The sequence below is a fragment of the Algoriphagus sp. genome (assembly GCF_024642405.1).
In the GTDB taxonomy this organism is placed as follows: domain Bacteria; phylum Bacteroidota; class Bacteroidia; order Cytophagales; family Cyclobacteriaceae; genus Algoriphagus.
On the sequence record NZ_JAHEBC010000087.1, the window covers coordinates 1 to 14,389 of the forward strand.

Consider the following 14,389-nt stretch of genomic DNA (forward strand, 5'->3'; position numbering starts at 1 on the left):
TAAATAATATAAAACCATTTGAGTTCTTCCTACTGCAAATGCCGGAATAATGGCCAATCCACCCCTATTAAAAGTGTCTCTGATAGCTCTTCCCAATTCGTCTTCCGGTTTTATTGGGGGGCTTACACGATCCCCATAAGTAGATTCTATCCAAAGAATGTCTGCTTTTGGTATTCGGGTAGGAGGGAATAAAATTGGATCATGATATCTACCCAAGTCTCCTGAAAACACTAGTTTTTTCTCTTGGGTATCACCTTTTACTAATATTTTTGTGATAGCAGCGCCCAAAATATGTCCTGCATAATAATAGGTGACTGTTAATTTGGGATGGATATTGAAAGGAGTTCCAAAGGGCTTTGGTACAAGTTTCGGAAAAACTGCTTCTGCATCTTCTATGGTGTATAATGGCAATGGGTTGTCATGTCGGGAATAACCTTTTTTACGGGCATATTCTGCTTCTTCTTCCTGAAGCTTACCTGAATCTAGAAGTAGGATTTTTGCCAATTCAGCAGTAGCTTCTGTACAATAAATAGGTCCGGAAAATCCTTGTTTGACTAGTTTTGGGAGATATCCAATATGATCTAAATGGGCATGAGTTAGTACTATGGCTTCCATTTCCATAGGAGGCATAGGGAATTTATCCCAGTTTCGAGCTCTTAACATTCTATCCCCTTGATAAAGGCCACAATCCACCAAAAATTCAAATTCTCCAATATCAATCAGATATTTTGATCCCGTAACTGCACCTGCCCCTCCTAGAAATTTGACTGTTACATCCATAGCTATTCTTTTTTTGAAAATAGAAGTTACAAAAAAAGAGACACCCAATTGGATGCCTCTTGATTTTTTATCACAAGCCCGATTTCAGCTTTTTAAAGCTCAAATTTCAATTAAGGCTTATTGAGATATACTATCTGTCTTTATTTTGCTCAGTTCAAACTTTGCTTTGCTTATGCTGTCAAGTTCAGCTCTGGAAAGTGAGTCCATATAAACTGATTCCTCATCCTCTGAATCGTTGTCTTCCTCATCGCAAGTGACGCAAACTAATCCTGCTTCATTAAATACCCAGATATTCCTTTGGTTAACTTGTGAGGACCTATAACCATTTCTGTAAATGGTATTTCTAATGATTTCCAGTAAGGACCTTTCCATAATGAAAGGCTTTTCATAAGGAATGTTTAATATTAAATTTACTTTTTGATCTCTGAATGTTTCTAGAGAATTGACATCAAAACCCTCATCAAAAGTAACCAAAGAGTCTCTTACTGAATAGTTATAGACAATTTGCTCAGCATTTTCCATCGCTTCTGCTTTGGTTTTACCTCTTGAGAAAGCATCTTTGGTCAAAGTCACTACAGAATCCGCGGTTCCTTCCAGTCTTAGGCTTACCTGATTAAAGGTTGCATCATCACTGATAGGGTTGAGACTTAAGATTATTGTACCGGCTGATAAAGGGAGAACTTCTTCGCTTTTGTACCAGTTTTCAGACTTGAATAAGGCCACAATTCTTGGAATCTGAAATCCGCAAATCCCTACACATAGTAACCAAAGTCCTAAGGCTACTAGTCCCATTCTTCCTCCTATAATATTCTTTTTGGCTAATACACTAAGTCCTAGAAGTAAAATGATTATTCCTGGGATAACCAATAGGAAAGATGAAGCTATAATTAACCAAACAGGAACCAGATTTGAGAATAGTTCAATTGGGAAATTGTCCATCATTACACCGTAGTCATCATTGGTGAAAATCCCAAAGTATACACCCAAAGCAATCAAAGGTGCTATAGTTATAACCAATCCTAGAAAGAAGACAAAGAGTCCAAAGATAACTCTGACCACGGATATAAATGCTCTTCCGACGGGTCCTAATGCTTTACCTATTGCTTCGATTACCTGTCCGATCACTCTAAATGGAGTCAAAAGGATTTTTCTTGTATTCGATTCTGGTATTTGAGGGATCGGATTCTGACTTTCTTTAACAGTAGTGTCAATGTTGTCCAAAGTTATCTCTCCACCTTTCATCTGGATTCTTTCAGTAATAGAGCTTGCTACTGGTGTGATGATCCATAACACCAAGTAGATCACAAAGCCTGATCCTCCAGCCAAAATCAAGAAAACCAAAGCGAGTCTAGTCCAGATTACTTCAATACCGAAATAAGCTGCCAACCCAGAGGCTACACCTCCTAATACTTTGTCATCGGGATTTCGATAAAGTTTTTTAATATTCTTATCCTCAACTACCTCATAAGAAACAGGTAATATCACCCAAAGAACAATATATGCAATGACAGCAAAAAAGCCGAAGTTTAAGCCGAATCGCAGATTTTCAAATGGCAAATCAAATAGGCCTGAGTTAAATCTGACATTTCCTGAAAACAATAATAGGATTGCTATAAGTCTGGTCCATAGAGGATCTATTGAAAAATATTGGGCAATACCTGCACAGACTCCACCAAGAATCTTCTTGTTTTCAAGTCTCATTAACTTTTTATACCCTCCTTTTTCTGAATCTGGAGGAGTCACATATTTATAATAGTCTTCATCTTTTTGATTTGATGAATTATCAAATTCTTCTTCTGTTTTATCTTCTTCAACAGTTGCAAAATCCGCAATAGTCCCCATTTTCTCAATGAGTTTTTCCACGTTTTCAGCGGTAATTACCTGTTTGTTGTTTTTAAGATTGCTCAGAAAAATCTCTGCAATACGATTCTCTATATCCGAGATAATCTCATGATTGTCTTTGTAAGAAGAGAAATGCTTATTGATGGCGTCTAGATATTTCCGAAGCGTATCATAACCGTCTTCTTCTATGTGGAAGAGAATTCCACTGATGTTGATGCTTATCGTCTTTTTCATGTGTTGTTCAATTTAGAGGGTTGCCACATGGAATCACGCAAGAATAGAAACAAGCTAGATTCTGGAATGTGCTACTCAATTTCATAGGTTCAATTCTTAGAGGTGATTTGTATGGTTGAATTGACTAGTGAAGTCCAGGTTTCAGAAAGTGTACCTAGAAACTCTTTACCTTCCTCGGTAATTGAATAATATTTACGAGGTGGTCCCGATTCAGATTCTACCCAGCGGTATTGAACTAGTGAGGCAGATTTAAGCCTATTGAGTAAGGGATAAAGTGTTCCTTCTACTACGATCATCTGAACTTGGGTAAGTTCGTCTATCAAGTCTGAAGTATACACCTCACCCCGGGAGATAATGTGCAAAACGCAAAACTCCAAGAGTCCTTTGCGCATTTGAATCTGTGTGTTGGCGACATTCATATTTTGGTGATTTATTTTCCTTGCATTTGGAAAATTCCATTTCCATTGCTCAGTTTTATAGAAAAATGATACCAATCTTTTTCACGCTACCTTGTATAACCTAATTCCTTGTGATATAAAGCCTGTTTGGATTGCCAAATAATAAATAATCATCATTTAATGCTTATTTAGGCACTTTTAGATTTATCTGAGAAATTGAAAAAAAAAATTGGACAAAGTGTAACAAATTCTAATTCCCAAAATAAATGCAAAAAAGTGGACAGAATTATGTACGATGGCGTACAGGTGTAGGATTTTAAAAAGAAAAAAGCCAAGTAATACTAACGACTTAGATATTTGCTTTATTTTGTTTTCGTGAAAACCACCCGCTTTGATTTTATTTCAATTTTTCTGATGCTACAGTTTGTAGTATTGATTCAAAATACTGGTTTTACACAGTCCCTTGCTCCCAAATATTCAAATGAATTCCTGAGCATAGGGGTAGGGGCAAGAGCACTTGGAATGGGTGGGGCACAAGCTGCCGCATCGAGAGACGTTACTTCAGCTTATTGGAATCCGGCAGCTTTGATGGGGATTCAACATAAATATGAATTTACGTTGATGCACTCTGAATATTTCGCCGGAGTAGCTCAATATGACTATGTAGGATTTTCCACTCCGATAAAAGACCAAAGCCAAATTGCAGTTTCATTAATACGGTTTGGAGTAGATGATATTCCTGATACAAGGTTTCTCTATGACGCCAATGGAGCCTTAAATTATAATAATATCCAATTTTTTAATGCTGCTGATTATGCTCTTTTGCTAAGTTATGCCCGTGATCTTTCTGATAAGTTTAAAGTTGGGATGAATGCCAAAGTAATCCATAGAAATGTTGGAAAATTTGCACAAGCTTGGGGTTTTGGTTTAGACCTTGGCGGAATTTACATCAAGAAAAAATTGACTTTAGGCTTGATGGTCAGAGATATCACAACCACCTTTAATGCTTGGTCGCACGATGCGGAATTGGTACGTGATATTTATTCTCAAACGGATAATGAGATTCCTGTGAATTCTGTAGAATTGACACTTCCCAGAGCAATAGGGAGTATTGCTTACGATTGGAAATTGGGAGGAGATTTTACGCTACTCACTGTGGCAGACCTAGATATGACATTTGATGGGAATAGAAATACACTTATAAGTACATCAGCGATCAGTATTGACCCAAAAATTGGAATAGAAGCAGGTTTTCAGCGGATTGCCTATTTAAGGGCAGGACTAGGAAACTTTCAATATATTAAAGATTTTGACGGATCTGAATCTCTAAATTTTCAACCTAGCATGGGATTGGGGGTCGTATTAAATGAAAAGTTCCAAATTGACTATGCCTTATCTGATATTGGGAATGTTTCCGAAACACCCTATTCCCACGTATTCAGTGTTAAAGTAAGTCTCGAAAAATTGGCTCCTGATTTTAGAAAATTTAAAAGCTGGAATTGATGATCAAAATAAAAGTAATCTTCAGTTTCATTTTTGCTTTAGCTTTCAATTTTATTGTTTTAGCACAGCAACCCGCATGGTATTCTTATGATCAGACTTATTATAAAATTCTTACTGCAAGAGATGGTATCTTCAGAATCTCACCAGAAGCATTAAGCAACTCAGGTCTTAACGTAAATTCTATTGACCCAAGAAATATCCGGATGTATCATCGGGGAAAAGAAGTGGCTATTTCTATTCCTGGGGAAAATGATGGTAAGTTAGATACAGGTGATTACATAGATTTTTTTGGATTGAGAAATGACGGTACTCTAGACTCATTGTTATATACTTCTTTTGAAAGGATACCGAATCCTTATTTTAATACGCACTCAGATAGCACCGCTTTTTTCTTGACTGTAACTCCTGGAGAATTCGGGAGAAGAATGACAGAAAGAGAAGCTCCCGACAATAATTTGCCGCTCGCAACAACATATATTTCGGAAAAGCTCGAAGTTTTTGGAGAACAATATTCGCTAGGTGTTGGGTATGCTCTTGATTTCAGGTTGTCTATTTACGATCAAGGTCAGGGCTGGATGAGTACAGTAATTACAAAAGGAAATTCCCGACAATTCACAATTTCCGGACTTGGGAATCCCACAAGTTCAAATGAGGGAAGACTTGAAATTGGATTGGTTGGAAGGTCCTTACATAATCACATTTCAAGGATTACTGTTGGACCTTCGGCTACTTCCCAACGGTTGATTCAAACCCAGAATTTTTTTGGCTATGAATATCCTCAATTAACTCTACCATTGTTAATGAGTGACTTTAATCCTGATGGAAGTATTGTGATTACTGTTCAATCTGCTGGTACCGAAGGAGCCGACAATGTTTCGATTGCCTACGCAAAGGTTTCATTTCAGGAAAGGGTAGTGGATGGAGATTTTGGATCAGAGATTTTTATTCTCCCTCCGGGGAATCAGCGAATTTCTATTGGTCAAGCGGCAGGAACCTATGAAGCTTTTGAGATTTCAGATTATAATAACCCCCAGAAAATACTGATTCCTGAGTTAGCGGAGCGACTTAATTTCAGAGCTTCTATTCCTTCTGATAGCAGCAAGATATGGGTTGAAAATATTGATTCAATTATTCAGGTTGAAAAATTGAAGCCGGTTCAATTTAAAAATTATTTAGCGGAACAAGCTGATTATATAGTGGTGGGACATCACAAATTAGAAGAGAGTTCAAACCAATACGAAAATCCGCTCCAATCCTATGCTGCTCATCGTGCTTCTCCATTGGGAGGTGGTTTTAAGACTTTGACCGTATTTATGGAAGATATTTATGATCAATATGGCTACGGCGAGGAATCACCTACTGCACTTTTTGAATTTCTCAGAACTTATTTTCCTGTTCATAAGCCAACTCATCTATTGTTGGCAGGTAGAGGCTTGACGATGTATTCCACTGTTAGACAAGCTGGAGTTACCTATTTCTATAGAAATAATCCGAGTGCTTTTGCTTTTCAAAGCTTAATCCCTCCGGGTGGATATCCAATTTCAGATAACAATTTTGTTGTAGGTTTGGACCCTTCAAATTTGGAAGCTCCTGCTATGGCTGTGGGTAGGATTCCAGCTAAAAACTCCCAACAGCTAGCAGATTACTTAGATAAGGCAATCGAAAAGGATGTAGTAGGAGTGAGTGCGCCTTGGCAAAAGGAATTGATCCACTTGAGTGGAGGGGTTTCGGAATTCGAGCTTAACCGATTTTTTAACTATTTAAACCGCTATAAAACGATTGCTGAAGGTCTTTATTTAGGGGGAAATGTGACAACTTATAGAAAGAGATCAAATTCAACCATAGAATTAATTGATATTACAGGGGACCTAAATGAAGGGAGATCTTTAGTTACATTTTTCGGGCATGGTTCCCCAACAGTAATTGATATAGAAATCGGTTTTGCTTCGGATCCGACCTTGAATTATCAGAATAAAGGAAAATACCCAGTCATGCTTTTCAACGGATGCGATTATGGCAGTGCTTTTGGAACTAATTATACACAAGGGGAAGATTGGGTGATAACTCCAGAAAAAGGTGCGTCAAATATTTTGGCAAATACTTCCATAGGTGTAGATGTAGTTCTTAATAGATATTCTGATTCTTTTTATTCCAAAGCTTTTGCAGATAGCTCGAGTATTTATAAGACGATTGGAGAGGTAAAACGGGAAGCCGAGACAGATTTTATAAATAGATTTGGTACCACACCTCTGAACTATACCCACATGGAACAAATGATGTTGTTGGGTGACCCAGCTGTTCGGATGTTTCCGGCTGACAAATCAGATTATTCATTAGATGAAAATGAGGTTTTCTTTGAAAGTTTTGATGATACACCTTTGAATGCTCTTTCGGATAGTATCAAATTGACTTTTGTGCTGAGGAATATTGGGATAGTAAATACAGATTCTGTTGAATATCGGATCAAACGAAAGCTTCCAGACGGAACTGAAATTGCCTTTGACTCCATTAAAATTCCATATGTCTCCAGAAAAGATACCTTACATTTTTCTGTTCCAAACATAGGTTTGAATTCTGCAGGTGACAATGTTTTCACTTTAGAAGTAAATTCAGCTAAATCGGTACCTGAAATGAATTATTCGAATAATTTGATCAGTGTTACGGAGTTTATTTCTTTGAGTGGAACATTGAATTTATTCCCAATTGATTTTGGAATTGTTTCAGAAAAAAATATCAATTTAATTGCTCAGATTCCTGGAAAAACAGATTCTGATCGAACAATTCTTCTTCAATTAGATTCAGCATCTAACTTCAATTCAGCTTTTAGAAAAGAAGTTAGAATCACCACCTCCGGCTTAGTGGAATGGCCTGTTAATTTAATGAACACTGGTGATTCTACTACTTTTTATTGGAGAACCAAATTTCAGGAAACACGACCTGGCGAATCAGATTCCTGGACTACTTCCAGTTTTTCTTTTATTTCAAATGGACCAGATGGCTGGACACAAAGAACCATTCCTCAACTTGAACAAAGCCAGTTAACAAACTTGGAAGTGAATGAACAAAGAAATGGATGGAAGTATGAGGATAAGAAATTAGGGATTGAGGTATTTACAGTTGGAGCAGCAGTAGATTCTCTGAGTTTTAGGAATACTCAATTTTACCTTGATCAAGTTCCTCAAATCATTGACAATGTCAATAATGCGAATAGTCGTCTATGTCCAAATGGTTCTCTTGGATTAGTTGCTTTTGAACAAAAAAGCTTGATACCATACCTTTCCATTCCCGTTCCCGGGTTTGATATTTTGGATTCCAGAGCTTGTGGCCGTGTTCCTCAAGTTATTCAAAGTATCCAAAATTCCTGGATTACAACTCCTGGGCAGACTTTTCTGGAGCAGTATGTTAGAGGAGTTAAGACAGGTGATTACGTTGTTATTTTCTCCGTAGGTAATGTTACTTTCGATGCATGGCCAGATGAAGCATACGCTTTGTTAAGGGAGTTTGGAGCCAATGAGGCTACACTTAGAAATTTGAAAACCGGAGACCCTTATATTCTTTATGGAAGAAAGGGAATGAAACCTGGTGAGGCTATAGAAATTGTGGGCAAAACGAATCAAGAATTCCCTCCCAATCAGCAAACTCTTTCTTTTGATTCTGAACTGGAAGGATATATTACTTCAGGTGTAATTTTGACACCTAGGGTTGGTCCCGCATCAAATTGGGAGCGATTTTTTCAAAATGTGAATACAAGAACCTGGATCAACGAAGAGGATACTTATTTCGATATTCTGGGTGTAAAATCAGATGGCCAGGAGGAAATTATTGTAGAACAAATTTCTGAAATGGAAATGGATCTTGGTTTTATAAGTGCTGAGGTATATCCATATCTGAGATTAAGATATTCGATGAATGATCCGGAATCTACAGCGCCTGCACAACTCGATAAATGGCAGGTGAATTATACTGGGGTGCCTGAGGGGGCATTGTCAGTTAAATCTTCCAGAGAAAATATAAATTTAAAGGAAGGAGAACAAGCTACTGTAGAACTGATTTTCAAAAATGTTTCCAAATTCAATTTCTTAGATTCGATTCAGGTAGATTGGAAGTGGACTAATTTGGATTCCAAAAAGGCAGAGAGTTTTTCGAAAAAATTCCCTCCGCTGAAAGCAGGCGGGTCAATCGAATTTAGTCTGGACTTCAATTCCGTAGGAAAAGCAGGTGTTAATGAACTTTTGGTTTTTGCAAATCCTAGAATTCAGCAGGAACAGACATTTAGAAATAATCAGATTGATTTCGGCCCTTTTATTAATGTGGAGGCTGATGCATCAAGCTCAGTATTGGATGTAAATTTTGATGGGATTTACATCATGGATGGAGATATAGTCTCTCCATCAGTACTGATTTCTGCCCAATTGGTCAATGATCAAACTTTGATTTATAAAAAAGACACATTAGGAATAGATATTTTTTTGAAGCAGGATTGTGAAAGCTGTGATTTTGCCAGAGTGAATTTTTCTAACCCAAACCTGACTTGGTCACCAGCAACAGATGATTCTAAATTTAAAATATCGTTTTTGCCTGGCCCTCTGGAAGACGGTACTTATACACTAATGATTAATAATGAAGATTCCGCTCAGCCTTATCAAATCAATTTTGAGGTAGTAAATGAATCTCAGATAACTAATTTTTATCCTTATCCCAATCCATTTAGTACGAGTGTGAGATTTGTCTTTACTATAACTGGTTCAGAAGTACCTGATGAGTTAAAAATCCAGATTATGACTGTCACAGGGAAAGTTGTTCGGGAAATATTGCAGAATGAATTAGGACCAATTCGAATTGGAAATAACTTAACGGATTATGCCTGGGACGGGAAAGATGAATATGGAGACCAATTGGCAAATGGAGTTTATATCTATCGTGTGCTGGTTCGGAAAAACGGGCAATTTATGGAGCATAGACCCACTGCAGGAGATAGGGCCTTTAATAAAGGCTATGGGAAAATGTATCTGCTGAGATAGCGAAGCTAATCTTAATAATTTGAATTAAGTGTTCATAAAAAAATGCCCGACTTAAAGCCAGGCATTTAAATATTGTTATTAAAGATTTTTTCTAATCTATGCTTCTTCAAAATATCTTAAAATAGAATTTGGAAGAACAAATAGTGAATTATTGTTTTGTTCCACTCCAAGTACCTTTTAGGCCTTGGTCTTCGTTACTCCATTCTCCACTAATAATACCATTCTCTATCTGACCGGTAAATATTGCTCCACCAGATACAGTACCCACTGTTAATTTTAGATCTCCTTTTCTAGATACTTGACCTTCCATTTTGTAGTTTTCTTCCCACACTTCAGAAATAGCTATTCCAGAAATGGTACCATCTACCACAATAGTCATGGTCCAAGTACCATGATCTACATCTCCACTGAATTCACCAGCCCAGTTACCTATAAATTCGGAATCAGGGTCTAAATCGCCAAACTCAGAAGAACAAGAAAATGTTATTATCCCTATAATTGATAGTATTATTAAACTAATTTTTTTCATATTAATAAACTTAAACTTAATACAATTTTGTTTTTTATGGAAAATTATATTTTTCTCTAGCTTCAATTTTACACTATTTTTCTAAAAGAATAATAATATTTTAATAATTATATGAGTTTTAAACTTATTCGTTAATTCTTATTTTAGGTTTATTGACCAAAAAGATAGAGTTCCTACATCAGAATTTCCTTTGGTTTTGAGTCCTAGTTATTAATAAAATTTCGCGCTTATAACAAAATATAGGGTAGAGTATTTTCTGTAATATGGTTTTAACCAAATCCTATTTAGGAAATAGAGTCTACCTTAATTTTGGTATTAATGACTTTATTATCAGCATAAAAAAAATACATTTTCTTAATTTCTCCTCAAATACCCATAAATACCCATCAATCCTACAATGAGTAATGCGAGCCCAATGGCCCATTGTAAAGGTGTGTTCATAGATTCTTTAGCAGCTAGAAAAGAGTTAGCAATAATACCTGCCGTAAATGCCAAGACGGTTCGGGTAAGCATTCCCGGGATTCCAAAAACTAAAACTTTGAAAAGACTGATATTTAGGGATGCAAAAAGAAAATTTGAAATTGCAAAAGGAACTATTGGACTAATCCGAACAAAAAATACCAGAGAACCTTCCTTTTGCTTACGGGATTCTATTTCAGCATGGAATTTTGGATTCTTTTTGAAAAGTTGCTCAGTCAGTTCCATATTGAAAAGTTTACCGAGACCAAATCCTAAGGCAGAAGCCAGAGAGTATCCCAAAATCAAAAAAGGCAATGAGATCCAGCCAAAGAAAAACCCAGATGCTAATGCGATTAAGGTGGTAGGAAGCAAAGCCAAGCCCATCAGCAAAGCGCCAAGAAATGTATAGACTAATAAATCAAAAGGGTTTTGAAGATTGAATTGATCAAAAAAGTCATAATAAACTGCGAAAATCATACTTCCTATAAAAGGCATGGTAGTAACCCATAGCCAAGCGAGGATTCCTGCGGGATGTTTCCCATAGTAGGTGGAAATAGTTTTGAAAATACTGCCCTTTTTTGTCATCTTTGAACCGCTAATGGGAAGAAATTTCTTCTCACCGCTTGCAAGTTTAGTAAGTGGAACCCGAAAACACACATGAAGTAAGGGAATCTTTCCTTTATCATGATTCCAAAAGAATTAAACCCCGAATAGATATGAAATTTGGTACCAAAGCAATTCATGCCGGTGTAACACCTGATCCAACAACCGGAGCTATAATGACTCCGATTTATCAGACATCCACTTACGTGCAGCGATCACCAGGAGATCACAATGGATATGAATATTCCCGAACGCATAATCCAACACGCACAGCCCTTCAGGATAACCTAGCTGCTTTGGAAAATGGAAAACATGGTATTTGTTTTTCTTCAGGTCTTGGAGCCATCGATGCAGTAGTAAAGCTTTTCAATCCAGGGGATGAGATTATTTCAACCAATGACCTTTATGGAGGAACATACCGCTTATTTACCAAAGTCTTTGAGCGATATGGGATCAAGTTTCATTTTGTACCGATGGGAGAACCGGAATCCATTGCTACCTATATTAACGAACATACGAAGATGATTTGGGTAGAAACACCTACTAATCCCATGATGAATATCATTGATATAGAGGGAGTAGCTAAAGTAGCTAAAGCGCATGGGATTTTGTTGGCGGTGGACAATACCTTTGCTTCTCCATTTTTACAAAATCCATTGGATCAGGGAGCGGATATCGTGATGCATTCTGTAACCAAATACTTGGGCGGACATTCAGATGTGGTAATGGGAGCTTTGATTTTGAATGATGATCAACTAGCATCCAAATTGGTATTTATCCAAAATGCATGTGGTGCTACTCCAGGACCTCAGGATTGTTTCTTGGTCCTTCGCGGGATCAAAACCCTGCATTTAAGAATGGAACGACATAGCCAAAATGGCAAGACAATCGCGGCCTATCTAAAAAATCATCCGAAAGTGGAGAAAGTATACTGGCCAGGTTTCGAAGATCATCCTAATCATGATATTGCTAAAAAACAAATGCGTGACTTCGGTGGTATGATCTCCTTTACTTTGGTAGGGAATAAGCTGGAAGATGCGAAAACTGTAATGGAAAACTTCAAACTTTTTGCTTTGGCAGAATCTCTAGGTGGAGTAGAATCACTTTGTGGACATCCAGCTTCAATGACTCATGCTAGTATTCCCAAAGAAGAACGCGAAAAAGTAGGTTTGGTAGATTCTCTGATCCGGCTCAGTGTAGGAGTAGAGGATGCAGAAGATCTTAAACAAGATCTGGCAAATGCCCTAAAGAAAATTTGATTTAAGAGATCAGAATACATAAAAAAACCAGCTAAAAAGGCTGGTTTTTTAGTTTTTAATTATGATTTGAAGATTTCACATTATAATTATTAGCACCGTTTTGGACTTACTAAACACCTGATTTTTGCCTTTTCCCTAAATTTCAAATCATTCGCCCTTGACATATTTTCGCCAGTTATGTTGCTCTTTGAAGCCAAGTACTTCACGGATTTTTCGATTTGAAAACAAGGCTTCATGTTCTTCCAGTTCGCGGGTAACTGGGACACCCGGAAAGAAGCGCTCAACTAATTCTTTGCTGGGAATTATGGCCCCGTTATGATCGTTTCCTGCATTAAAGACCTGATAACCTAATCCATCTTTCTTTAGACATAAATCTACTATCTGTCCTAGATCACGGGCATCAATGTAGCAAAAGGCATTTCTCCGTCGAACTTCAGGGTGTTTGAAATAATGAGGAAACAGTTCAGCGTATTCATGAGGTTCAATCACATTTCCGATTCGCAGGGCATAAATATCAACTCCTGATCTTCGCTGGAAGGCCCTGGCTGTTTTTTCATTGACAACTTTCGATAATCCGTAGCTATCCATTGGGTCTACATCGTAATTCTCTTCAAGAGGCAAGGACTTAGGGTCGGTTTGACCATCTGAAAAACAAATCCCATAAGTCGTCTCTGAAGAAGCAATAATAATTTTCTTGATTCCAAGCTTTACAGCTGCCTCGATTACATTATAGGTACCGACCGTGTTAACCCGAAAAGTTTCATTATCTGGATTGATTAAGATTCTTGGTACCGCTGCAAAATGAACTACTGCATCAAATTTTGGGACGCCATTGCCTAGTTCCAATTCATCTAGAGCAGCATAGGAACTCATAGCATTAAACATTTGGCCAGAATCTGTAATATCCGCAATCAGATTATCCACGCCAGGATAGTCCAATGTTTTCAAGTCTACATTCATCACTCGATGTCCCTGATCAAGTAGATAAGGAATGACATGTTTCCCTGCTTTTCCCGATCCTCCAGTAAATAGTATTCTCATGTTAGTTTTTTGTTATTCTCCTTTATTTGTGCTCTTAGGAATAATATTTTGACTAGCACCGTAAGGCTTATATTAATTTTGATCTTTAATTAATTATTATTTTCCTCAATATCCCAACTTTTAGATTTGGTACCAATTTCCAATATCCGTTAATTTTTTAAAAACTGTTGAATAGTAGGAGATCCAGTTAAAATCATTTATATCGGCATTACATCATATTCTATTCGGGTTATTTTTAGCTTAAGCCAAGTCCAGTTTTTATTTTCCAATTCCCATTCGGCCTGGGCTTCTACTGGTATTTTTACCCCATTTCTTTCTTCAGTTTTGATAGCCGTGACCGTCCATTTAGAAGGGTTTTCGTCATTTGCATCTTTATAACGGATGGCGACAAATTTTTGGAATATCCTTTTTTCGTCAAAATGAAATACGCCCGAACCACTGGTTCCCATATACTCCAAATTTGCTCGAGCAGAATTCTTATCATCCATCGCCTCCCAATTAATGTATGGGCTTAAAGCAGCAGATGGAAACCATACGATCTCCGCTAAATACCGTTGCAGAGTGGCCTGATCTATCTTTTCATTGTTTTTTGCATGAACTATTGGGAATATTGAAAGCAACTTAATGCACATTTCCCCTTTCCCATTCTCAAACTTGTCTCTTCCCACTATTGAGAGAGCAGGATTTAAATTCATTGCCACCATCCAATTAAAAGCTGGC

General features: G+C 37.3%; 10 protein-coding genes. 3 read left to right on the forward strand and 7 right to left on the reverse strand.

From position 1 onward, the window contains the following. The 3 genes from Q0L68_RS08750 to Q0L68_RS08760 form a co-directional block, all read right to left on the reverse strand. A partial coding sequence (locus Q0L68_RS08750) for an MBL fold metallo-hydrolase (RefSeq protein ID WP_296701800.1) occupies positions 1 to 780 on the reverse strand: 780 nt, incomplete at its 3' end. A gap of 117 nt (positions 781 to 897) precedes the next feature. Next, positions 898 to 2,856 carry a PspC domain-containing protein gene (locus Q0L68_RS08755; protein WP_296701801.1) on the reverse strand — a complete coding sequence of 653 codons (1,959 nt, stop codon included), beginning with the start codon at positions 2,854 to 2,856 and terminating at the stop codon, positions 898 to 900. 89 nt (positions 2,857 to 2,945) lie between these two features. Beyond that, positions 2,946 to 3,275 (reverse strand): PadR family transcriptional regulator, encoded by a 330-nt coding sequence (locus Q0L68_RS08760; RefSeq protein WP_296701803.1) that lies wholly within the window; start codon positions 3,273 to 3,275, stop codon positions 2,946 to 2,948. A gap of 393 nt (positions 3,276 to 3,668) precedes the next feature. Between Q0L68_RS08760 and Q0L68_RS08765 the strand changes: the two genes are divergently transcribed. Together Q0L68_RS08765 and Q0L68_RS08770 are read left to right on the forward strand one after the other, a co-directional pair. Continuing rightward, positions 3,669 to 4,757, forward strand: a complete 1,089-nt coding sequence (locus Q0L68_RS08765; RefSeq protein WP_296701805.1) for a PorV/PorQ family protein — start codon at positions 3,669 to 3,671, stop codon at positions 4,755 to 4,757. Then, entirely contained in the window at positions 4,757 to 9,778 is a 5,022-nt protein-coding gene (locus tag Q0L68_RS08770; protein WP_296701808.1) for a C25 family cysteine peptidase, read from the forward strand. Before Q0L68_RS08765 ends, Q0L68_RS08770 begins: the two co-directional genes overlap by 1 nt. Before the next feature lie 148 nt (positions 9,779 to 9,926). Here the strand turns inward: Q0L68_RS08770 and Q0L68_RS08775 are convergent, their stop codons facing one another. Both Q0L68_RS08775 and Q0L68_RS08780 read right to left on the reverse strand, forming a co-directional pair. After that, positions 9,927 to 10,307: a hypothetical protein gene (locus Q0L68_RS08775; RefSeq protein ID WP_296701810.1), complete on the reverse strand. Its 381-nt coding sequence runs from the start codon at positions 10,305 to 10,307 to the stop codon at positions 9,927 to 9,929. A gap of 354 nt (positions 10,308 to 10,661) precedes the next feature. After that, entirely contained in the window at positions 10,662 to 11,351 is a 690-nt protein-coding gene (locus Q0L68_RS08780) for a VTT domain-containing protein (RefSeq protein WP_296701812.1), read from the reverse strand. 131 nt (positions 11,352 to 11,482) lie between these two features. On the opposite strand from Q0L68_RS08780, the gene Q0L68_RS08785 reads away from it, so the two are divergent. After that, positions 11,483 to 12,628: a cystathionine gamma-synthase gene (locus tag Q0L68_RS08785; protein WP_296701814.1), complete on the forward strand. Its 1,146-nt coding sequence runs from the start codon at positions 11,483 to 11,485 to the stop codon at positions 12,626 to 12,628. Positions 12,629 to 12,775: 147 nt separating this feature from the next. Here Q0L68_RS08785 and Q0L68_RS08790 read toward each other — a convergent pair whose 3' ends face one another. After that, a complete protein-coding gene (locus tag Q0L68_RS08790; protein WP_296701816.1) occupies positions 12,776 to 13,669 on the reverse strand; it encodes an NAD(P)-dependent oxidoreductase in 894 nt (297 codons plus the stop codon). Between the two features lie 197 nt (positions 13,670 to 13,866). Next, positions 13,867 to 14,389 (reverse strand): DUF6544 family protein (locus Q0L68_RS08795; protein WP_366938375.1); only part of this gene is annotated, 523 nt, incomplete at its 5' end.